This window comes from Marichromatium sp. PS1, from assembly GCF_041155115.1.
In the GTDB taxonomy this organism is placed as follows: domain Bacteria; phylum Pseudomonadota; class Gammaproteobacteria; order Chromatiales; family Chromatiaceae; genus Marichromatium; species Marichromatium gracile.
Window position 1 is genome coordinate 79553 of record NZ_BAAFHB010000001.1, and the last position, 22083, is coordinate 101635.

The window sequence follows — 22083 nt, forward strand, 5'->3', positions numbered from 1 at the left end:
GTCACGGACGCGACCCGCGCCGGTCGCGTCCGTCCCCCGCCCGCCCAGCGTTCAAGGACTGCCCCCATGAGCGAGACCCATCGCGACCAATACCTGATCCGAGAGGAGCCCTACTACCGCACGGTCGAGGACGAGGTACGGCTCTACGAGGCCGCCTACGCGGCGCGCATGCCGGTGATGCTCAAGGGGCCGACCGGCTGCGGCAAGTCGCGCTTCGTCGAGTACATGGCCTGGCGGCTCGAACGCCCGCTGATCACCGTCGCCTGCAACGAGGACATGACCGCCTCGGATCTGGTCGGGCGCTTCCTGCTCGACGCCGACGGCACCCGCTGGCAGGACGGCCCGCTCACCGTCGCCGCGCGCATCGGCGCCATCTGCTATCTCGACGAGGTGGTCGAGGCGCGCCAGGACACCACCGTGGTGATCCACCCGCTCACCGACCACCGTCGCTGCCTGCCGCTGGAGAAGAAGGGCGAGCTGGTCGAGGCCCACCCCGACTTCCAGATCGTCATCTCCTACAACCCCGGCTACCAGAGCCTGATGAAGGACCTCAAGCAGTCGACCAAGCAGCGCTTCGGCGCGCTCGACTTCAGCTACCCCAGCGCCGCGATCGAGGCCGAGATCGTCGCCCACGAGGGCGGCATCGAGCGCGATCAGGCCGACAGGCTGGTGCAGGTCGCCCAGCGCAGCCGCAACCTCAAGGGCCACGGCCTCGACGAGGGCATGTCCACCCGCCTGCTGGTCTACGCCGCCCAGCTCATGGCCAAGGGCATCGAACCCCGCGCCGCCGCCCAGATGGCCCTGGTCCGCCCCCTCACCGACGACCCCGACATGCGCGACACCCTCGACGCGGCGGTGGATACCTACTTCTGAGTCGGTGAACCGCGAAGACGCGAAGGACACGAAGATGCACTGAGCGCGGGAGGCTGGAGCCATGAGGAGGCCACAGGGTGCAACCCGACGAGACGCTCGAACGACTGGCCCATGCCACCATCGGTGCAGCCATCGAGGTGCACCGCCAGCTCGGGCCGGGATTCCTCGAGGCGGTCTACGAGACGGCCCTGGCGCTGGAACTCGCCAGCCGTGGCATCGTCCACCAGCGCCAGGTCGAGGTCGACATCGACTACAAGGGCACGCGGGTCGGACAGGCGCGACTCGACCTGCTGATCGGGGAGCGCCTGATCGTCGAGCTCAAGACCGTCGACACACTGCTCCCCATCCACAAGGCCCAGCTGCTCTCGTATCTCAAGGCGCTCGACCAACCGCTCGGCCTGCTCATCAACTTCAAGGTCCCGGTGTTGCGTCAGGGCATCCAGCGCGTCATCCGCTCGCGCTGAGCACGCCCACTTCCATACCCTCGCGTCGCCGCGCTCCCGCCCCGGGTCGAGCCACCGACACCGAGAGCGCCCGCGCCCGCCCACCACTCGATTCCCTTCGCGCCCTTGGCGCCTTTGCGGTTCAAGATGCCCATGACTCCTGATATGCAAGATGCACTCTCCTGCCTCAAGTCCGGCGCCGAGCACGCCCAGGCGCTCGAGGCGAGCCATCACGAGGCCGCGCGCCTGCTCTCGCCGCGCGGGCTGGAGCACTATGTCACCGGCATCCGCGCGATGTGCACGCTCAACAAGGGCGACGATCTGGTGATGACCTATGTGCAGGAGATGCCCGGGGTCGCCCGCGAACTCGGCGAGGACATCATCCCCGACATCGTCGGCGCGCTGATGAAGCTCGCCTCGCACACCTCCGGCACCGTGCTCACCCTGCTGCTCGGCTCGCTCGGGCTGGCCGCCACCCGGCTCGGCGACGCCGAGCTGATGCGCGGCTATCTCGGCCTGCTCCACCAGCTCGCCGGCAAGGCCCCGCGCGGCCTGCGCCCGATGCTCGAACACAGCGACGAGCTGTTCGCCAAGCTCACCCTCGGCGGACTGCGCCGCTGGGCGCTGTGGGGCGCCCAGGCCCACGCCCGCGACCTCGACGGCCAGCTCGCCTACTTCGGCCTGGCCAGCGAGGCCTCGCGCGCGGTGCTCCAGCAGGAGCGGCGCGGCACCCTGTTCGTCGACAACCAGCGCCGTCTCAACTTCTATCTGCGCGCGCTCTGGGCGCGCGCCTTCTTCATGCGTCCGACCTCGGGCGACTATGAGTCGCGCGAGGGACTGCGCCCCTTCATCGAGGAGTTCCAGATCCATCTCCCCGATGCCTTCGACGACTGGCAGGGCATCCCCGGCGTCGACCTCTACCGCGCCGCCGCCGCCCACTGCGCTGCCCATCTGGTCTACACCACCGCGCCGCTCGACGGCACCGGCCTGAGCCCGGCGCAGCGCTTCGTCGTCACCCTGTTCGAGGACGCCCGCGTCGAGGCCCTGGCGGTCGCCGAGTTCCCCGGCCTGCGCAAGCTCTGGGGCGCCATCCACGCCCACGCCCTCCCCCTCGCGGCCAACGCCCACCCGATGCAATCGTTGCTCACCCGGCTGGCGCGCGCCCTGCTCGACCCCGAGTACCAAGACCCGGAACCGGCGATCGCCGAGAGCGCCGCGCGCTTCCATGAGCACTGCGCCAACCGCGGCACCGACAACGCGATCAGCCGCGAGGCCGGGCTCGCCTTCCACGACCGCGCACTCGAACTGGTGGCACTGCCGAGCCTGCGCGTGCTCGAGGACATGCCCCTGCCCTATCGCGACGACAACCGCTACTGCTGGGCCTTCGACGAGAACCTGTTCATCACCCAGGGGCTCGACTACCTGCCCGAGCGCGCGCGACAGGTGCGCCGTCAGGTCAGCGTGATGGAGATGGTCAACGAACTCGACTGCGAGCTTGCCGGCGACGACGCCCAGGAGGTGTGGAACCTCGCCACCCCCTTCTGGCTCGACCAGGAGGACTGCACCATCAACGAGCTGGAGGGCCGCGAGCCGATCTCCGAGCCCTTCCACTATCCCGAGTGGGACTACCACGTCCAGCTCTACCGCCCCGACTGGACGAGCGTGATCGAGCGCCGCCAGGAGCGCGGCGACCCGGCGCTGATGGACGAGATCCTCACCCGCCATCGCCCCATCGCCTCGCGCATCCGCCACCTCATCGACGCCCTCCAGCCCCAGGGCGTGGTGCGTCGGCGCGGCTACGAGGAGGGCGAGGAACTCGACCTCGAAGCCGCGGTGCGCGCCATGGTCGACATCCGTCGCGGCGTCATGCCCGACCCGCGCATCAACATCCGCATCACCCGCCACGTCCGCGATCTCGCCATCGTCGTGCTGATGGACCTCTCCGAGTCGACCAACGAGAAGGTCGGCGTCAACGAGGGCGAGCCCGGCTACGACGCGGCCCCCAGCATCCTCGACCTCACCCGCGAAGCCACCGGCCTGCTCGCCTGGGCGATCGACGCCATCGGCGACGCCTTCGCCGTCCACGGCTTCGCCTCCGACGGTCGTCACGACGTCCGCTACTACCGCTTCAAGGACTTCGACCAGGACTATGGCGACGCGGCCAAGTCACGCATGGCCGGGATGCGCGGCGGGCTCTCCACCCGCATGGGCGCGGCGCTGCGCCACGCCGGCCATCACCTCGAACAGCAACCGGCGCAAAAGCGCCTGGTGCTGCTCATCACCGACGGCGAGCCCGCCGACATCGACGAGCGCGACCCGCAATACCTCCGCCACGACGCCAAGAAGGCGGTCGAGGACCTGCGCACCCGCGGCATCCACACCCACTGCCTCACCCTCGACCCCGAGGCCGACCGCTACGTCGCGCGGATCTTCGGCGAGAACGGGTACTCGATCGTCGATCAGGTTGAGCGGTTGCCGGAGCGGTTGCCTGGGGTGTTTGGGGTGTTGACGGGGTGAGGGGGAACCTTACTGCGACTACATTTCTGTTTTCCCGCCCGCAGCGCACCGACCGCCCACGCCGGGATGACCGCCTGATGCTCAACGGCATCTTCTGGGTGCTGTGCTCGGGTGCGGCGTGGCGCGACCTGCCTGAGCGCTTTGGTCCTTGGTCGACGGTCTACCAGCGGCTTCGCGACTGGCGTGACGACGGCACCTTCACCAAGGTCCTGGACCGGCTGCACATCCGGCTGCGCGAGGATGGGCTGATCGATCTGGAGACCTGGATGATCGACTCGACCTCGATCCGTGCAACGCGCGCCGCCGCTAGCGGCGGAAAAAAGGGGGGCCACAGGAGCCGCTGAGCCATGCGCTCGGGCGCAGTCGCGGCGGCCTGACGACCAAGATCCACCTGCTCTGCGACGCCAAAGGCGTTCCCTTGAGCTTTCTGCTCTCTCCGGAGCAGCACAGCGACATCCGCTATGCCCAATCGCTCCTCGATCAGGTCCGCTTGCCCAGCGCTCATCGAGGTCGTCCGCGCACCCGTTGCCGCCAACTGCCGCCGACAAGGGCTACGATGCCGACGACTTACGCCGCTATTGCGATCGGCGCGGCATCCGTCCGGTGATCCCTCAGCGCAAGGGCGTGCGTAAACCCAAGCCTGGCCGCCCTCGGACACTCAACCAGGGCTATCGCATCAAGTACCACTAATATTCGATTGCGCTAATATTAAATATAATTCAAGGCGATAGGAAGGTCAGCACTCGTTGCTCAAGACGAGGCTTCGCCGAGGGTTCGTTTCTTGGCGCCATGATCAAGACGAAGCCTCGCTCCAGTTGTGGATCTTGTCTTGCACAGTCCTAAATCTTTCGTGGGAATAACGACGGGGTTTCGATGCAAGATGGCGACAATAGACTGATATCAAAAGATATTGGCATCTTATAATATTATAGATCCTTGATACGATAGCCCTGGACGCTCAACAAGCCCAGCTATCGCAAGCGCAACGTCATCGAGCGGCTGTTCGGCTGGCTCAAGTCCTGTCGACGCATCGCCTCCCGTTACGACAAGTTAGCGACCAGCTTCTCGGCAATGTTCACGCTTGCTTACATCCGTAGATGCCTCAGGCACTACTTTTCGTACAAAACGTAGACCAAACCCTTGGGGATGAAAAAACAGGATAAGCGCAACGCATTGCGGTCGGCCAATATTGTGTTAGGCTGCTATCAGCATAACACTGGAAACGCAGGCGCCACCCCATTCAACTATTAGAGCAAAAAATAAAAATCAAACCCTTAATAGACATTCTTAACTCACATAATCAAGGAGCGCACACAGAAACACCCAAAACCATTCAATAAGCGGACATATAATCTCAGGAGGCTTGACAGCCAATAACTAAGGACAGAAAAACATGGACGCGACCCTTGCGGCACTTACCATTGCCGGATTTTTATTAACTCTTGGCTCTGCTTTAGATCGATTCGCAACAACAGAATCGAAAGCCAAACTTGCAAATGCTTTGCTCGGCAAAGCGTCAAGTAACAAGTTTACCGCGGAAATTGCCAACAGCACCAACGCAATAAAACTATTCTTAGAAGACGTTTTTCTTCGAGTTTTTGGAAATGAGTTCTGGAGCTTGCGATTCTTTTTCGTTACAGCTTTGTTCTCCACTTCATTTGTTATCCTTAACATCTTAATAGTGCACTTACTCAACCCTGATTTAGTTTCGCAAATATCGGACAACTTCCATGATCATCCCTTTCTGTTATTTGCCGTATCATTCTTGTTTTTATCAAACATTTTTATTGACGCAGTATCAATAGCGCAAACTAGATTTTTTTTAAGACTGCTAAGCGCAAACCCTGGTTTTTCCCGATTCTTAGTGATCGCTTACAGCGATCTCGTTCTTACGCTTTCTCTGTTCTACCTTTCGCTCACCGTGTCATTATCTTTAGTCTATATTCAATATTAGGTAGTGCCCTGACCGATAGGTTTCGATAAGATCAGAATCCATTTCTTTAAGGTTGAAGAAAATGTATCTGACATGTCCGCAGTGTCACTCCAACCATGTGACCAAAAATGGATTCAACCGGCTGAAAAAGCAGTTATACAAGTGTCAAGATTGCGGTCGCCAGTTCGTTATCCATCCTGCCAAGGGGCAGGTTTCTCAGGAAACCCGCGAACTGATCGATCGGTTGCTGCTGGAAAAAATCTCCCTGGCCGGAATTGCCCGTGCGGTGAAGGTCTCCGAGGCTTGGCTGCAGAACTACGTGAACGAGAAGTACAAGAAGGTTCCTCGTCAGGTCGCGCTAAAAAAAAACACCACATCCTACGGAGTAATCCTGGAGTGCGACGAACTGTGGTCCTTTGTCGGAAAACGCCTGAACAAACAATGGATCTGGCTCGCTATGGATCGCCTGACCCGGCGTATCGTCGGGGTCCATGTTGGCGATCGTACGGAGCGCTCCGCACAGGCTCTGTGGGATTCCATCCCAGCGCAATATCAGACTTCCGCTCCCGTCTACACAGATTTTTGGAGCGCCTATGCGCGGATCATCCCGGCACACCGACATTATCCCAGTGCGAAGTCACAAGGGGAAACCAACCATATCGAACGGTTTAACGGTACACTCCGGCAGCGTATCTCCCGCTTGGTGAGAAAGTCGCTCGCGTTCTCGAAGAACCAGGAAAACCATCTTGGTGCACTCTGGAACTTCATTCATCACTACAACGCCAAGATGTGCGTGTGATTCATTGTGGGAAGCCAAACACATCGAGAGATTCAAAACCCTATCGGTCAGGGCACTACCAATATTTTTATATCAACGAGATTCACAAACTGGAGTATTCTTCCATACATTTTGATTTATATAAGAAACTCGTTGATAACACATTGGACAATATTAATGCCGCAGAGTATGTGCTGGAAAACACCTAAGGTAGTGCCCTGACCGATAGGTTTCGATAAGATCAGAATCTCTTGCTTTAAGGATGAAAAAGATGTATCTGACATGTCCGCAGTGTCACTCCAACCATGTGACTAAAAATGGATTCAACCGGCTGAAAAAGCAGTTGTACAAGTGTCAAGATTGCGGTCGCCAGTTCGTTCTCCATCCTGCCAAGGGGCCGGTTTCTCAGGAAACCCGCGAACTGATCGATCGGTTGCTGCTGGAAAAAATCTCCCTGGCCGGAATTGCCCGTGCGGTGAAGGTCTCCGAGGCTTGGCTGCAGAACTACGTGAACGAGAAGTACAAGAAGGTTCCTCGTCAGGTCGCGCTAAAAAAAACACCACACCCTACGGAGTAATCCTGGAGTGCGACGAACTGTGGTCCTTTGTCGGAAAACGCCTGAACAAACAATGGATCTGGCTCGCCATGGATCGCCTGACCCGGCGTATCGTCGGGGTCCATGTTGGCGATCGTACGGAGCGCTCCGCACAGGTGCTGTGGGATTCCATCCCAGCGCAATATCAGACTTCCGCTCCCGTCTACACAGATTTCTGGAGCGCCTATGCGCGGATCATCCCGGCACACCGACATTATCCCAGTGCGAAGTCACAAGGGGAAACCAACCACATCGAACGGTTCAACGGTACACTCCGGCAGCGTATCTCCCGCTTGGTGAGAAAGTCGCTTGCGTTCTCGAAGAACCAAGAAAACCATCTGGGTGCACTCTGGAACTTCATTCATCACTACAACGCTACGATGTGCGTGTGATTCATTGCGGGAAAGCTCAAAAACATCGAGCTATTCAAAATCCTATCAGTCAGGGCACTACCCGCGTTTCAAGTCTACGCTGGTAAGTGGTAAGTGGTAAGTGGTAAGTGGTAAGTGGTAAGTGGTAAGTGGTAAGTGGTAAGTGGTAAGTGGTAAGTGGTAAGTGGTAAGTGGGTGTCCTTTTGTTTCTGCCATACCAGGGCGTATCGGACAAGGAGACGAGCGCGGCGCGGGCACGAGTCATGGAGAGGGCCTTGGGAGCGTCAACGGTAAGTGGGTGTCCTTTACTCTCCGTTGGGTGTCCTTTACTCTCCGAGCTGGCGCAACCGCAACTCCACCCACCCGCGCCGATACTCGAAACTCCGTCCGGTCAACCGATCGAAGCCGCAGAGATACGCCCGGCGCACGCAGCGCGTGACGACGTGATACCAGGGCGTATCGGAGAGGGAGACGAGCGAGGCGCGGGGACGAGTCATTGGTAAGTGGGTGTCCTTTACTCTGCGGCATGTCCGCGGCGGTTAAGAAACTCGATTGGTGAAAGATCGCCGAGCGACTCGTGCGGTCGGCGCAGGTTGTATTCGTCGAGCCAGTCGTCTGCCTGTTGGCGAACCTCCTCGAGGGTGTTGAAAAGCCAGGCATCGAGGACCTCGCGGCGGAAGCTGCCGTTGAAACGCTCGATGAAGCCGTTCTGGGTCGGTTTCCCGGGGCTGATGAAGTCGAGGGCGATACCACGTTCGGCGGCCCAACGTTGGAAGACGGTGCTGGTGAACTCCGGTCCGTTGTCGAGACGCAGACGCTCGGGGTGCCCCCGGACGCTGATGACCTGTTCGAGTACGCGGATGACGCGCGCCGAGGTCAGCGAGACGTCGACCTCGATACGCAGCGCCTCGCGGTTGTAGTCGTCGATGAGGTTGAAGGTGCGATAGCTCATGCCGCTGCTCAGCGCATCGCTCATGAAATCGGCCGACCATTGCAGGTTGGGACGGATCGGTTGCACCAGCGGTTGCGGCGGGCGGAGCGCACGGAGCCGCTTGCGCCGACGCCGCAGATTGAGCTTGAGCGCGCAATACACCCGCCAGACCCGCTTGTGGTTCCAGGGATGTCCGGCGCGGCGCAGCCGCACATAGAGCTTGCGGAACCCGGCGGATGGATAGCGCTCGGCCAGCGTGCTCAGCGCCTTGATCAGCGGCCCGTCGTCACGCGGGCGGGCGTGATAGTCGAGCACCGAACGGCTCAGCCCGAGCAGTCGACAGACGCGCCGCTTGCTCACACCCTCGACCATGGACTCACCCGCCAGGGCGCGCCGCGCCCTGGCGCTCAGAGCTTTTTTTCGACGATTTCCTTCAGGATCTTGTGATCCAGGCTCAGATCCGCGTACATGTGCTTGAGCCGGCGATTCTCCTCCTCCAGCGCGCGCAGCCGCTTCAGGTCCGAAGCCTCCATCCCCCCGTACTTCGAGCGCCATTGATAGAAGGTCGCCGCGCTGACCCCCAGCTCCCGGCACACGTCCTTGACGGCTACTCCAGACTCAGCGCGACGCAATGCGTTAACGATCTGCTGCTCGCTGTACTTGCTCTTGCGCATGTGGGCTCTCCTCTGCTCGGCCACCATCATGCTCTCGGTCTCTACTTTTCGCTGGACCTATTTTTGGGGAAGGGGACACGTCAACGGTAAGTGGGTGTTCCTTTCTTCGGTTCTATTAAGCACAAAAAGGGGCTACGGAAAAAATGTCGGCTGGTGCAACTTGTTACGTGTTGATTGGTACAAACTCGCGCTCAATTAAGTTAATTACTGAGGCAACTGTTTCATTGCTTATACTCATTACTTTTGCACCACCTTTTTTTCCTTGCTCTACGGCAAATCCTCGACCTTCAAGAAACTCTTTAATATCATCATAGATATCCCTGCTCCGGCCTATAGAGAGATGATGCTTACCCGACTTCCTTGCATTTACGTAGTAAGTTAGCTGTTTTTCATCACTGAAAAATGTAGGCCCAGAAATCCGTGAACTGGATCTAAGAGGCTTCTCTAGTAAATCTGAAATTTCGCCAAGTAAAATATGATCAGACGTTTGTTTCGCTTCTACCTCTTTACGAAGGACGCTTTGAGTATAAACGTCATTACTTTGCTCAATCGGTAATTCCTTCGCACCTATTAGCTCCATAATTGGTTGCATACGCTCGACTAAAGTATCGTCTTTATCTAAGAACCATTCACCCTCAACTCGGCTGTCATCCAGGAGCATATGTAACGCATTTTCAACAGCCCGTGCGTCATGATGCTCCCAAGCAGCTATACATTGCGCCTTTATAGGAGATTTTGTATTGCTTATCTGTAACAACCTTGAACTAAGGCTTGCATTCCCGGCTCCAGTTATACCCACTTTTTTATACGGAATATCGACGTTCCCACCAATATCTACATGACGCATTACATAGATAATATTTTGCATTATTCAAAAATACTCCGAACTCTTAAAGACACGTAACGCCCGCATTTGCGGCTGGTTTGTAGCGCAGCGGAAAAACAGTCCGGCAACATGCGTTTGTTAGGTGTGGTAGTGCCCTGACCGATAGGGTTTTGAATCTCTCGATGTGTTTGGCTTCCCACAATGAATCACACGCACATCTTGGCGTTGTAGTGATGAATGAAGTTCCAGAGTGCACCAAGATGGTTTTCCTGGTTCTTCGAGAACGCGAGCGACTTTCTCACCAAGCGGGAGATACGCTGCCGGAGTGTACCGTTAAACCGTTCGATATGGTTGGTTTCCCCTTGTGACTTCGCACTGGGATAATGTCGGTGTGCCGGGATGATCCGCGCATAGGCGCTCCAAAAATCTGTGTAGACGGGAGCGGAAGTCTGATATTGCGCTGGGATGGAATCCCACAGAGCCTGTGCGGAGCGCTCCGTACGATCGCCAACATGGACCCCGACGATACGCCGGGTCAGGCGATCCATAGCGAGCCAGATCCATTGTTTGTTCAGGCGTTTTCCGACAAAGGACCACAGTTCGTCGCACTCCAGGATTACTCCGTAGGATGTGGTGTTTTTTTTTAGCGCGACCTGACGAGGAACCTTCTTGTACTTCTCGTTCACGTAGTTCTGCAGCCAAGCCTCGGAGACCTTCACCGCACGGGCAATTCCGGCCAGGGAGATTTTTTCCAGCAGCAACCGATCGATCAGTTCGCGGGTTTCCTGAGAAACCTGCCCCTTGGCAGGATGGATAACGAACTGGCGACCGCAATCTTGACACTTGTATAACTGCTTTTTCAGCCGGTTGAATCCATTTTTGGTCACATGGTTGGAGTGACACTGCGGACATGTCAGATACATTTTCTTCAACCTTAAAGAAATGGATTCTGATCTTATCGAAACCTATCGGTCAGGGCACTACCAAAAAAATTAGCGTATATCTGGCAGGTTGGCGTAGATATAAACTTCAGAAAAAAAGGAATTGGAAAAAGAATGATAAAAGAAATACTTTGTAATTTCGAAAAACACAACATTGAAAGTGTAGAGTTTTCAGTACCCCCAAATAATTTCGCCAGCCTCAAAATGTTTCAAAAAGCACTATCAGAATCAAGCTACCAAATCAAAGAGATGGCAGACCTTAACATTTCCGTAAAAAATATAAACTGGACAGAAAGTCATCGCCACTTTACGGCAAACCTCATAAATCAAAAACACTAACAAGCCAAGCCAAAATAACGTGCCCCCCCCCAAGAGCGACACTCTACACTTATCGCAGAACGCTTTTCCGCCCAGTTATAAACAAGCCCGCAGCAAAAAACGCAAACCAAAAAGAGAAAGCTCATGTTTCACAGGAGAACTCAATACCCGCCCCCGTCAGGAAATTACTCAGTAAAAGTGAAACGTGGAGACAGCTGGAGAAATCATCGCAATTGCAGGCTTCAAATAAGCGTCGGCCACCAGTACCACGAAGCCGAAAAACTCAGCGCCACAATAGAATGGGCCACAAACAGATTTACTCCAGAACAGGGGAGTCAAATATTTTTATGCGTAAATGACACATTGCAGCGATACAACTCAATGTCAAAAGACAACATCACAGAAAAAAAAGCGTTAGAGCAAAGCATAGAATTGGGCAATGAATGGATAGAAAGGAACTCTTGTTTTTTCTCAAAAATCAGAAACCTTTACCTATCCCGCTGGGATTCCTGGAGAAGCCATAAAGATTACAAAAAATCACTAGACTCGACATATAAACTCTACGATCGCAATATAGAATTCCATAACGCAATCGACAAAAATGCATATGTGTTTTGGGAAAGACAAAAAAACAGAAACCGCTCCTCGAAAAGAACACTAGCCCGCTCTCTCGAACTTTCCAAGCTATACCTTCTTGAAGAAACGGCAGTCTTTTCACTTATGTTCAAATACAATCCCGCCATAGACATATACCCAGGCACAACATTACTTCCATGCACAATATTTCAAGGCAGGAGCAATATCCCCGGGCTTCCGGATGGTTTAGGGCAAGGCGCCTTCGCTCAAATTGATTTCGCGAAAAACTCAAAAATACGCAACAAATAATTCATGCGCAACCCAAAAACAAGCAACACCAATAATTAAGGAACACCCACCCCGCCCACTTATACAAAAACCTCTCCTACGCTTGCCCGCGCTGTGGGCGGCAAGTATATCTCTGCGGCTTCTATCGGTTGACAGAGGGAGTTTCAAACATCGACGGGGCTGGGTAGATTGGCGGTGATAGCCGATGTCGATATCAACCCAGTCTGGGCAGTGACCCCGAAGACACCGGAAGAAAGTACGCACAACGGGATCGCGGCGCGATCCCGTCGGACTTGCCCGAGATTCTCACCCGACTCGGCATCGCGCCGGAGCGCTTCGTCGAGCACGCCGGTTTCCTGCTCAAGGGGTTCGGCGCGGCAATCGGTGCGCCGGAGCGACTGACGGCGCTCGCGGCACGGCGAGAGTGTCGTTATCTACGCGGCGTGCGCCGCGCCATGGCCCTCTTCGGCCCGACCACGCCGACCGATCGTCCGGCTGCGACCGCATCGCCCTCGCCCGTCCCTGGCCGATAGTGTGCATGGCCTGTCCCTGGCCGCGCCAGCCCCTGCACGCTAGACCTTCGGCTGCGCGCGCCGCGCCCCTCCCCCGATCGGCTTGAACGCCACGGGGGCGACGAACCGCGCCCAGGCCCAGCTTGCCAGCCGGACGACCAGACGCACGACCAGCAGCGCCCACAGCAGCATCAACGCCCGGTAGACGATCACCCAGGCAGAGATCATCTCGGGCTGCGGCAGCGCCACCCACGCCTCACCCTCGACCCGGTCCTGATACCACTGCAGCGCATCGGCGCTCGATCCGTTGCCGGCGATATGCATCTCGGGCTGGCCGAGCAGGCTCGACGGGATCGAGTCGAGCAGCGTGGCGAAGGCCGCGACGGTCAGCAGCGCCAGCACCAGTTGCACGAGGTTGTGCCGCCACGCCGAGGCCTTCGGTGACAACCAACCGCGCGCATGGAAGGCGAGCACCCAGACCACCACGACCACCGCGGCAAGGAGCGACTGCGTCAGTCCGACGAGGAGCACGAACCAATCGAGGCGCTTGAGCGGAATCCCGCGAATCGCCCCGAACACCAGGGCCGCGACGACAACGGCGATCAGCAGTGCCCAGAAGGTCACGGCAGGCCCCATGGATGGACCGGCGGTCCAGACCACCCATCGATCCTCGGCGGGCATCACCTTGACGCTGAGGTTCGTCGCGGCGGTCACGCCAAGCTCGACCGGCTCGACCCGGTAGCGCGTCGCGATCGCCGCCTCGGCGTCCCAGCTCACCAGGACCCTATGGAGACCGGGATCGATCGGGACCTGAAGCTCCACCCGGCCATCCTCCAGCGCGGTCTCTCGGACGTGCCGTCTGGAGCCATCCACCTCGAGCGCCTCGAAGCGCGACCCGGCCGCCAGCCTGATCGGCAGCACATCCCCCTGACTGGACTGGATGCTGACCTCCAGTGTGTAGCGGGAGCCCTTGGCCCGCGGCATGACGGTCAGGGTCGAGGCGCGCACCGTCATGGTTGCGGCCGGCACCGGCTTGGGCCGGGTCACGTTGAGTTCGATGCGCTGTCCCGGCCAGGGCTTCCAGGTCCGCAGCGCGCCCTGCTGGAGGGTTGCGACGCCCTCGTCCTCGACCGCCTCGACGCGCCACAAGGGGGATTCCGCGATCGCCCAAGTCTCGCTGAACGCGCCCCCGCCCGGGCTCTCCAGACGAATGCGGTCGGCGAACTCCAGTTCGCTGGTCCAGCGACGCTCGGTCTGGCCGGCGCGGAACGGGATCTCGATGCGGCCGTCCCGAACGGATAGGCCCGAGGAGACGACGCGCTCGCCATCGAGCAGGGGCACCAGCACGACGGCGCTGTCGCTGCTGCTCGACAGGCGCTGCACCCGCGTCGAGACCGTCCACTTGGGACCGAAGGAGATGGTCCTGAGCACCCGGGTGAAGGGTTCGAGTCCCGCGGTATCGGGCGCGCTCGCGTCCCCGGCCTCAGCGCGCTGCCGGGGCGCGATGCTGAGACTGCCGTTGGACAGCCCGAGCGCGGAGACGCCATCGACGCGCCAGATGTCCGGGGCCTCGACCCGGATTCGCTGCGGCGGGGCGTTGAGCGTCAGGGTCAGCCCGCCGGGCGGGATGGCGCCGGACAGCTCGAGGGTGTGTCGCCCGGCGGGCATGCGGACGTACCTGATCCGCGATGCGGCATCCGCGCGCACCGGCGGCGTCTCGCCGTCGAGCAGGACCGCCCGTGGCTGCCACTCGGAGCGCCGCGCCGGGAGCGGATAGGCGGTCTCGTGCAGGGCGGAGACGTCCAGGAGCAGCCGCAGCGTCCACCCCTGCTGGTCCTCGGCGCGGGAGATCATCACCCGCATGTCGCCCGAGGACGCACAGTTGGGCGCGCACTCGGGGGAGCGGAGCACATGCGAACGCAGCGCCTCGATCAACGTGTCCGAGGGATAGCCGACGGACTGGGCGAGCGCCTCGTCGCTGACGAAGAGCGCGGGGCTCGACAGCACCGCCACGGCGATCAGCGCAACGGTGGGCGACGAGGGCCGCGCGGCGCCGACGTCGAGCGTCATCGCCTCCTCGTCCGATGCCGCGGGCCGGTCGCGATAGGTCCGGTAGCCGCGGAAGGCCAATGCCACCAGCAGCACGATGAGACCGCCCGCGCCGATCAGCTTCGCGGCGCCGAACATCATCGGCGTGAGCAGATAGAGCGAGGCGGACTCGAAGGCATCCGGGACGTTCGGGACCTGCCAGGCAAGGGTGGTCTGGTTGCCGCGCCAGGTGGGCAGTCCCGGCCCGGTGCCGATCTTGGCCTCGGCATCGACGATCACCTGCAGGCGACCACCGTCCTGATCGAGGCCCAGATAGTCAGAAGGCGCGGCGGCCTTGCCCCGCATGGGCGCGGATGAGGGCATCGCCATCTCGGCCTCGGCGAGCCCCATCGCGCGGTTCGGGCTGGACAACGCCGCGTCGTAGCGGTTGGCGAAGTTGCGATCAAGCTGCGGAAACAGCGACGTCTTGACCGCATAGACCGTGTAGGAGGCGACGAACACGGCGAGCACGACGAACAGCACCGCGGCGATCCCGCCGACGAGGTTGCCGAGACGCGGGATATCGCGCTGGTAGCACGCCCGCGTCAGGATGCCGAGGAGGATGACGGCGATCCACAGCGACCCGCCGCCGAAGGGCAACTGCCAGGTCAGCGCCCCGACGATCACCCACAGCACGCCGGCCCAGAGGCCCAGAGCCTTGACGAAGAGCGCGGCGACTAGGATGAGCAGGAACAGATCGAGCAGGTTCCACTTGGTGAGCCAGGTCTGCGGGAGGTTGTCGGTGCCGAAGGCGGCGACGGCGAGCCACCCCGCCGGCAGGTTGATGGTGGTGTTGACCGAGTCGAACACCGCGCTCTCGGCCGCCCAGCCATTGCTCGCGAGCCGCAGGGGGAAGGTGCCGGACTGCTCGGGATCGGTCTCCAGACGCCCCTCCGCGGTGAGCGCGAGTCGCCCCGCCGGCACCTCGATCCCGTCCAGCGACGCCGTCTCATCGTCCGAGGCGATCTCCGAGAGCACCCACGGTGTGCCGTTCAGCTCGAGACGGCCGATGTCCAGGGGCGACGAAAAGCGGCCCGGCGCGAACAGCTCGCCGGTGATGCTGTCGCGGAACGTCAGCCCGCGACCGGAGAAGTCGAGCCACGCCTCGCGGCGCAGGTCCACACGCCCGACGCCCGAGCCGATATCGGCGAGCAACTGCACGTCGAGTGATCCGGCCTTGCCGGCCTCGGCCAGAAAGGCGCGATCGCCGCGCCACGGCTCGGGGATCTCGGTCTGGCTGGGGTCGATCTGATCCAGCCCGGTGAAGCCGAGAGAACGAAGCGCCGGCACCACCTGGAACGACCACAGCTCCCTGCCGGGCCAGCCCTCGCCGGCGACATCGGGAACCGGGATGCTGAGGATGTCGCCGGTGGCGTGCGCCAGGACGTCGACCGAGTGCGAGCCCTGCCCGACCTGGATCTCGAGCCGCCCCGCCTGATCGATGCCCACCGGGAGCGCGCTCTCGACCTGATGGGGGACGAAGCCCTCGGGCAGGAAGTCCGCGAACGTCAGGGATCGCTCGCGCCCGGTCACGGAGATCAGCAGCCGGGTGACGACGACCATCGGGTTGCCATCGGTGAAGCGCCGGAAGACCTTGATCGACAGCGAGTCCTGGGGCGCCGCCGGCGTCGCGTCGCGAGGGCGCTGGAGCCAGAGATCGCCGTTGTCGTCGAGCCGGAGCGGCGTGCCGTCGGCCGCCAGCACCACCCCGACCTGCTCGGGGATGGACAGCTGCGTCGGGCGGCGGAGCCACGCGATCTCGCCCTCGACGCGGGCGGATGCGCGGGGTCCGTCCAGGAACAGGAACGGCTTCCCGTCCCGATCGACCACGGTCGCGGGCGCGCCGTCGAGCGTCACCTCGGTCGGCCAGGCCCCGCGTTGACCGGGGAGCGGCAGCCAGCCCCGCTCGAGCAAGGTCCAGGGTTGTCGGAAGCTCATGGCCTCGCGCCCGATCGACAGGACGAGCGGTCCCGGCCAGGCACACACGGGATCGAGGGCGGCGCCGGCGGCCAGCGCGGGGGTGCAGCCGAGCGCGGCGGCCTGGTCTCGCAGCGCCCACGGGACCCATGCCTGCAGCTCGGCAGGAACGCCGGTGAGCCGCCAGTCCTCCACCAGATCGAGCGGTTGCCCCTCGATCATCGCGCCCGATGCCGTCTCCTGGCCCGGAGACACAACCTCTGGCGCCGATTGGGCGAGCGTCGTCGCCGGCAGGAGCAGCACGGCGAGGACGACGAAGAGCCCGGCCACGGGCGCCAATGGCCTGATGCCGAGAGACACGCCGGTGTTCTCGCGGGCGCTGCGTATCAGGTGTCCTGAGCGAGACATCGCGTCCCCTCCCTGTGGCGTCGATGATGGATTGGGTGCGCTGGAGGGTAGCTGTCGGGCCGCGCGGAACATGCGCGTCAAGGGGGCAATCACCGGGCTGACGCTCCTCGTCTGCGACGCCTCGCATCATACAGCCGTTCATCGAGCCCGAGTGAACGCCTCGGGCCGTCCCACGCAACCGCCCTGGTCTCGCGCCGATCTCGCGGCGGCTCGGCACGAAGGCGACCCCGCCCGTCCCCGACCGGCATGTCCGCAAGGACCCCGTCTCGCGGGACCGCTAGAATCGGCACGAAGGCACGGCTGATGACGCCTCCCGAAGACGATCGCGACAGCGCCTCGGCTGCCCCCATGGACCCACCCATCACCGGACGACACGACCACCATGCACGCCGAACTGATCCCCCTGGGCTGGACCGACTGGTTCGAGGACAGGCTCGACCCCGCCCCGAACACACGACTCGCCCGCGTCGCCGCGGTCGATCGCGACCAGCTGTTGCTGCTCGACGAGACCGGCCCGTTCCGTGCCAGGCTCGCCGGTCGCTATCTCCATCGCCACCCACACCCCGACGCACACCCCTGCGTCGGTGACTGGGTGTCTGTGGAGGGTGGCGCGGACGACGACTTCGGCATCGTCCATGCACTGCTCGCGCGGCGCACCGCGCTGCGCCGCAAGGTCGCCGGGAACAGCAGTGAGCCGCAGATGATCGCGGCAAACATCGACTGCGCGGTGATCGTCCAGTCCTGCCACTTCGACTTCAATCTGAGGCGCCTGGAGCGTTATCTGGTGATGGTGACCGACGGCGGCGCCGAGCCCTACATCCTGCTGACCAAGACCGATCTGGTCGCGCCGGAGGTGCTCGAGGCCCAGATCGCGGAGATCCGTGACGCCGGCATCAGTGCGCCGGCGCTGACACTGAGCAGCGTGACGCGGGAGGGGCTGGAGACGCTCGAACTGCTGCTCACCCCGGGCAGGACCTATTGCTTCGTCGGCTCGTCCGGCGTCGGCAAGAGCACCCTGATCAACCTGCTGACCGATCAGGCACGTCAGGAGACCGGCGGCGTCAGCGGCACCGGCGAGGGACGTCACACCACGGTACGACGCGAGCTGATGCGGCTCGACGGCGGCGCGCTGGTCATCGACAACCCCGGGATGCGCGAGTTCGGCGTCATCGGCGCCGAGGGCGGTCTCGACGCCAGCTATGGCGAGATCACCGCGCTCGCGCAGCACTGCCGCTACCGCGACTGCACCCATACCGACGAGCCCGGATGCGCTATCCTGCAGGCGGTGGAGGTCGGGACGATCGGTCGGGCACAGCTCGACAGCTACCTGAAGCTCCGGGAGGAATCCGCCTTCCACCAGCGCTCCCATGCCGAGCGGCGCAAGAAGGACCGCGACTTCGGCAAATACCTCAAGTCGGTGAAGAAACAGCTGAGACGCTGACCCGTGACGACAGGACCCGGCTCAATAGACACGCGGTCCGGTGGCACGGCTCGGTCGGTGAGGCGAGCGCCTCACCGATCGCATCCCTGCAGATCGGTGCCAGGAGCGCGCGCAAGGACATCATCTCGATCAATGGACTAGCGAGGTATCCGCGCATGAGACCTACCGTGACCGCACTCGGCCTCTCCCTGGCCCTGCTCACCGGACTGGCGCCGACCACCCAGGCCGAGCCCGGGGATCAGTTCACCAAACCCGACCCGAGGGAGGTCGAGGTCCAGCAACACCCGGACCCGGATGACCTGCACGTCGCCCGCCCGCCGCTCGAGATCCGCTATCAGTGCCCGCCCGGCTGGACGACCTCGGTCGGCAGCTTCGAGCCGCACCAGACGACGGTCTGCGTACCCGAGGACGTCCCGCAGCGCATGCCCTGCCCGCCGGGCACCGTCTTCACCAGGTCCTCGTGCAGCATCTCCTGCCAGATGTTCAATTAATCGTCCGACGGACCGCCCCGGGGCTCGCACCCCGGGGGCGGCCCCGTGCGCTCAGAAGAAGCCCAGCGGGCTGGTGCTGTAGCTCACCAGCATGTTCTTGGTCTGCTGGTAGTGATCGAGCGCCTTCTTGTGGGTCTCGCGGCCGATCCCCGACTTCTTGTAGCCGCCGAAGGCCGAGTGCGCGGGATAGGCGTGATAGCAATTGACCCAGACGCGCCCGGCCTGGATCGCGCGGCTGGCGCGGTAGGCGCGGTTGGTGTCGCGGGTCCAGACCCCGGCGCCGAGCCCGAACTCGGTGTCGTTGGCGATGGCGATGGCCTCGGCCTCGTCGCGAAAGGTGGTCACGCCGACCACCGGGCCGAAGATCTCCTCCTGGAAGACCTTCATGTCGTTGCGCCCCTTGAGCAGGGTCGGCTGCACGTAGTAGCCGGTGCTCAGACAGCCGTCGAGACACTCGGCGCCGCCGCCGATCAGCACCTCGGCGCCCTCCTCGCGACCGATGTCGAGATAGGACATGATGCGTTCGAACTGCTCCTGCGAGGCCTGGGCGCCGACCTGGGTGTCGGTGTCGAGCGGGTTGCCGCGTTTGATACGCGCCGCGCGCTCGATCACCCGGCCGATGAAGTCCTCGTAGATGTCCTCTTGGATCAGCGCCCGCGACGGACAGGTGCAGACCTCGCCCTGGTTGAAGAAGGCCAGCACCAGCCCCTCGACGCACTTGTCGAGATAGTCGTCCTCGTGACGGAGGATGTCGCTGAAATAGATGTTGGGCGATTTGCCGCCGAGTTCGACGGTCGAGGGGATCAACTTGTCGGCGGCACAGCGCAGGATGTGCTGGCCGACCGGGGTCGAGCCGGTGAAGGCGATCTTGGCGATGCGCTCGCTGGTGGCCAGCGCCTGCCCGGCCTCCTCGCCGAGACCGTTGACGACGTTGATCACCCCGGGCGGCAGCAGGTCGGCGATCAGCTCCATGAAGAGCATGATCGAGGCCGGGGTCTGCTCGGCGGGCTTGAGCACCGAGCAGTTGCCCGCGGCCAGCGCCGGGGCGAGCTTCCAGGCGGCCATCAGCAGCGGGAAGTTCCAGGGGATGATCTGCCCGACCACGCCCAGCGGCTCGTGGACGTGATAGGCGACGGTGTGCTCGTCGATCTCGGCCATCGAGCCTTCCTGGGCGCGGATACAGCCGGCGAAGTAGCGGAAGTGGTCGGCGGCGAGCGGGATGTCGGCGGCCAGGGTCTCGCGCACCGCCTTGCCGTTGTCCCAGCTCTCGGCCACCGCCAGCCGCTCCAGATTGGCCTCGATCCGATCGGCGACCTTGAGCAGTAGGTTGGAGCGCTCGGTCACCGAGGTCCGCCCCCAGGCCGGAGCGGCGGCGTGGGCGGCGTCGAGCGCCAGGGCGATGTCGGCGGCATCCGAGCGGGCCACCTGACAGAACACCTGGCCGTTGACCGGGCTGACGTTGTCCAGGTAGCGACCATTGACCGGGGCGACCCACTCGCCACCGATGAAGTTCTCATAGCGCTCGGCGAAGCGCACCACGGCGCCGGGATCACCAGGGTTGGCATAGATCATGGCTCAGATCCTCCTGTTGTCGTCATCGCTTGGGCGGCAAGACACGCGCCGTGCCGGCAACAGGACGTTAACGGGGCATGACCATCGAATACTTGCCCCGCAGTCCCCAAGACTGGCCTGACAGTCCAGGCCCGGGGACCACGGAGGGAACAGCATGTCGCCAAGCGTACCGATGTCGTTGAACACCGCCTTGCCATCGCAACCGCCGGTGGACCTGATCGAGAACCGCACGCTGTTCGCGCGTCACGCGGCCGAGCTGTCGATCTACGACACCTTCGCCCCGGCCCGCGACGTGCCGCTGCGCGCCGAGGAGCTGCTCTACTGCGCGATGACCCAGGGCCGCAAGCGGATGCACGGCCCGCACCCGGCGCACGACTTCCTGCCGCACCAGTCCTATGTGCTCGCCCCCGGCGAGCAGGTGCTGATCGACTTCCCCGAGGCGACGCTGCAACGACCGACGCGCTGCCTGACCATCGCCGTCGAGCGCGAGCGACTGCGCCGACTGTGCGACCGGCTCGATCGCCACGCGCCGCTGCCGCGCGGGCGCGGGAGCTGGCAGACGGTGTCTCGGCACAGCTGGCACGGCCATCACTCGGAGGCCACCCAGCGCCTGCTCGAACGCATCGCCGGGAGCTTTCTCCAGGCCGACGCCGACAACGACCTGGTACTCGATCACGGCGTCGACGAGCTGTTGGGCCGGCTGTTGCGCCAGCAGGGGCGCGAGTTCCTGCTCGCCTGCGCCGCCGCCGAGCCCGATCACGACCCCTTCAGCGCGGTGCTCGACCATATCGAGCGTCATCTCGCCCAGCCGCTCGACATCGAGCGGCTGTGCCGACTGAGCTGCATGTCGCGCACCCGATTCTATGCCCGCTTCGCCGCCCTGCTCGGCTGCACCCCCAACGCCTATCTGCTCGAGCGTCGGCTGCGCCGTGCCGCCGAGCTGCTCGACCAAGGGATGGCCGTCACCCGCGTCGCCTACGAGGTCGGCTTCCAGAGCCCGAGCCACTTCTCGCGCCGCTTCCAGGCGCGCTATGGGGTCGCCCCCAGCCGCTACCGAGCGCACGCCGCCCCGCCCCTGCCCGGCTGACCCGCCGGCTCGCTTCCGACTCGCCCGGGTTCTGGACTATGCTGCCCCCTTCTCGCACTTTGGAGACATCGAGCATGGCCCAGGAACACCCCACCCAGGAGACCCGCACCGACTGGCGCGACACCATCGACCGCATCGCCTCGTCCGCACCGATGCGGCTCGCCCAGGCGCTCGGGCTGCGTCTCAGCGTCACCGCGCTGCTGCTCGGCTGGCTGGTCGTGCTGGTCGGGATCAACGCGCTCTACCCGATCGACGTCAGCGGTCTCTTCCTCTCCGCGGTCTTCCTCACCCTCTATGTGCTGCCCGGGCTGATCGCCCATGACCGCGGACTGACCAGACGTCTGCGCATCACCCTCATCAATGTGCTCTTCGGCTGGACCCTCGTCGGCTGGGTCGCGGTGCTGTTCTGGGCACTGCTCGGCGACGGCGAACCCACCCCGCAGGGCGGCGCCGAACCCCAGGCCTGATCGGCCCGTCGGCGCGCGGCCCGAACCGCCCCACGG

16 protein-coding genes and 5 pseudogenes are annotated in these 22083 nt (G+C 62.3%); 15 read left to right on the top strand and 6 right to left on the bottom strand.

Annotated features, from left to right (window positions below):
- Positions 1-66 precede the first annotated feature (66 nt).
- The 8 genes and pseudogenes from ACAM26_RS00370 to ACAM26_RS00405 all read left to right on the top strand — a co-directional run bounded on the left by ACAM26_RS00370 (position 67) and on the right by ACAM26_RS00405 (position 7531).
- Entirely contained in the window at positions 67-873 is an 807-nt protein-coding gene (locus ACAM26_RS00370) for a CbbQ/NirQ/NorQ/GpvN family protein (protein ID WP_062272487.1), read from the top strand.
- Between the two features lie 77 nt (positions 874-950).
- Positions 951-1337, top strand: coding sequence for a GxxExxY protein (locus ACAM26_RS00375; protein ID WP_369612912.1), 387 nt, complete (start codon positions 951-953; stop codon positions 1335-1337).
- A gap of 132 nt (positions 1338-1469) precedes the next feature.
- Entirely contained in the window at positions 1470-3833 is a 2364-nt protein-coding gene (locus ACAM26_RS00380) for a nitric oxide reductase activation protein NorD (RefSeq protein WP_369612913.1), read from the top strand.
- Positions 3830-4487: pseudogene (locus ACAM26_RS00385) on the top strand (IS5 family transposase); the annotation flags it as partial. The gene ACAM26_RS00380 and the pseudogene ACAM26_RS00385, both read left to right, overlap by 4 nt.
- Before the next feature lie 306 nt (positions 4488-4793).
- Positions 4794-4964 (top strand): annotated as a pseudogene (locus tag ACAM26_RS00390) (transposase); the annotation flags it as partial.
- A gap of 262 nt (positions 4965-5226) precedes the next feature.
- Complete coding sequence (locus ACAM26_RS00395; RefSeq protein ID WP_369612914.1) at positions 5227-5787, top strand: hypothetical protein; 561 nt, start codon at positions 5227-5229, stop codon at positions 5785-5787.
- Between the two features lie 67 nt (positions 5788-5854).
- Entirely contained in the window at positions 5855-6565 is a 711-nt protein-coding gene (locus tag ACAM26_RS00400; protein WP_369612975.1) for an IS1 family transposase, read from the top strand.
- Between the two features lie 256 nt (positions 6566-6821).
- A protein-coding gene (locus ACAM26_RS00405) for an IS1 family transposase (RefSeq protein ID WP_369612976.1) occupies positions 6822-7531 on the top strand; the annotation gives its coding sequence in 2 pieces (ribosomal slippage) (positions 6822-7100 and positions 7103-7531; 708 coding nt in all).
- Positions 7532-7845: 314 nt separating this feature from the next.
- Here the strand turns inward: ACAM26_RS00405 and ACAM26_RS00410 are convergent.
- The 4 genes and pseudogenes from ACAM26_RS00410 to ACAM26_RS00425 all read right to left on the bottom strand — a co-directional run.
- A pseudogene (locus ACAM26_RS00410) lies at positions 7846-8007 on the bottom strand (transposase); the annotation flags it as partial.
- Between the two features lie 17 nt (positions 8008-8024).
- A protein-coding gene (locus ACAM26_RS00415) for an IS3 family transposase (RefSeq protein WP_369612915.1) occupies positions 8025-9115 on the bottom strand; the annotation gives its coding sequence in 2 pieces (ribosomal slippage) (positions 8025-8863 and positions 8863-9115; 1092 coding nt in all).
- Between the two features lie 163 nt (positions 9116-9278).
- Positions 9279-9983 (bottom strand): GIY-YIG nuclease family protein, encoded by a 705-nt coding sequence (locus ACAM26_RS00420; protein WP_369612916.1) that lies wholly within the window; start codon positions 9981-9983, stop codon positions 9279-9281.
- Positions 9984-10147: 164 nt separating this feature from the next.
- Complete coding sequence (locus ACAM26_RS00425) at positions 10148-10858, bottom strand: IS1 family transposase (RefSeq protein ID WP_369612975.1); 711 nt, start codon at positions 10856-10858, stop codon at positions 10148-10150.
- Between the two features lie 81 nt (positions 10859-10939).
- On the opposite strand from ACAM26_RS00425, the pseudogene ACAM26_RS00430 reads away from it, so the two are divergent.
- The 3 genes and pseudogenes from ACAM26_RS00430 to ACAM26_RS00440 all read left to right on the top strand — a co-directional run.
- Positions 10940-11221, top strand: a pseudogene (locus ACAM26_RS00430) (GNAT family N-acetyltransferase); the annotation flags it as partial.
- A gap of 123 nt (positions 11222-11344) precedes the next feature.
- Positions 11345-12085, top strand: a complete 741-nt coding sequence (locus tag ACAM26_RS00435; RefSeq protein ID WP_132228674.1) for a hypothetical protein — start codon at positions 11345-11347, stop codon at positions 12083-12085.
- 251 nt (positions 12086-12336) lie between these two features.
- A pseudogene (locus ACAM26_RS00440) lies at positions 12337-12597 on the top strand (transposase); the annotation flags it as partial.
- A gap of 39 nt (positions 12598-12636) precedes the next feature.
- On the opposite strand, the gene ACAM26_RS00445 reads toward ACAM26_RS00440, so the two are convergent.
- On the bottom strand, positions 12637-16989 hold the full coding sequence (locus ACAM26_RS00445) for a hypothetical protein (RefSeq protein WP_369612917.1): 4353 nt from the start codon (positions 16987-16989) through the stop codon (positions 12637-12639).
- Positions 16990-17371: 382 nt separating this feature from the next.
- On the opposite strand from ACAM26_RS00445, the gene rsgA reads away from it, so the two are divergent.
- The gene (gene rsgA, locus ACAM26_RS00450; RefSeq protein ID WP_369612918.1) at positions 17372-18430 is read left to right on the top strand and encodes a ribosome small subunit-dependent GTPase A; all 1059 of its coding nucleotides are present in this window, start codon (positions 17372-17374) and stop codon (positions 18428-18430) included.
- 155 nt (positions 18431-18585) lie between these two features.
- Positions 18586-18921, top strand: coding sequence for a hypothetical protein (locus tag ACAM26_RS00455; RefSeq protein ID WP_369612919.1), 336 nt, complete (start codon positions 18586-18588; stop codon positions 18919-18921).
- 51 nt (positions 18922-18972) lie between these two features.
- On the opposite strand, the gene ACAM26_RS00460 is transcribed toward ACAM26_RS00455, so the two are convergent.
- A complete protein-coding gene (locus ACAM26_RS00460; RefSeq protein WP_123139910.1) occupies positions 18973-20493 on the bottom strand; it encodes an aldehyde dehydrogenase family protein in 1521 nt (506 codons plus the stop codon).
- A gap of 154 nt (positions 20494-20647) precedes the next feature.
- On the opposite strand from ACAM26_RS00460, the gene ACAM26_RS00465 reads away from it, so the two are divergent.
- Both ACAM26_RS00465 and ACAM26_RS00470 read left to right on the top strand, forming a co-directional pair.
- Positions 20648-21580, top strand: coding sequence for an AraC family transcriptional regulator (locus ACAM26_RS00465; RefSeq protein WP_123142923.1), 933 nt, complete (start codon positions 20648-20650; stop codon positions 21578-21580).
- 74 nt (positions 21581-21654) lie between these two features.
- A complete protein-coding gene (locus tag ACAM26_RS00470) occupies positions 21655-22047 on the top strand; it encodes a superinfection immunity protein (protein ID WP_369612920.1) in 393 nt (130 codons plus the stop codon).
- Positions 22048-22083: the final 36 nt, after the last annotated feature.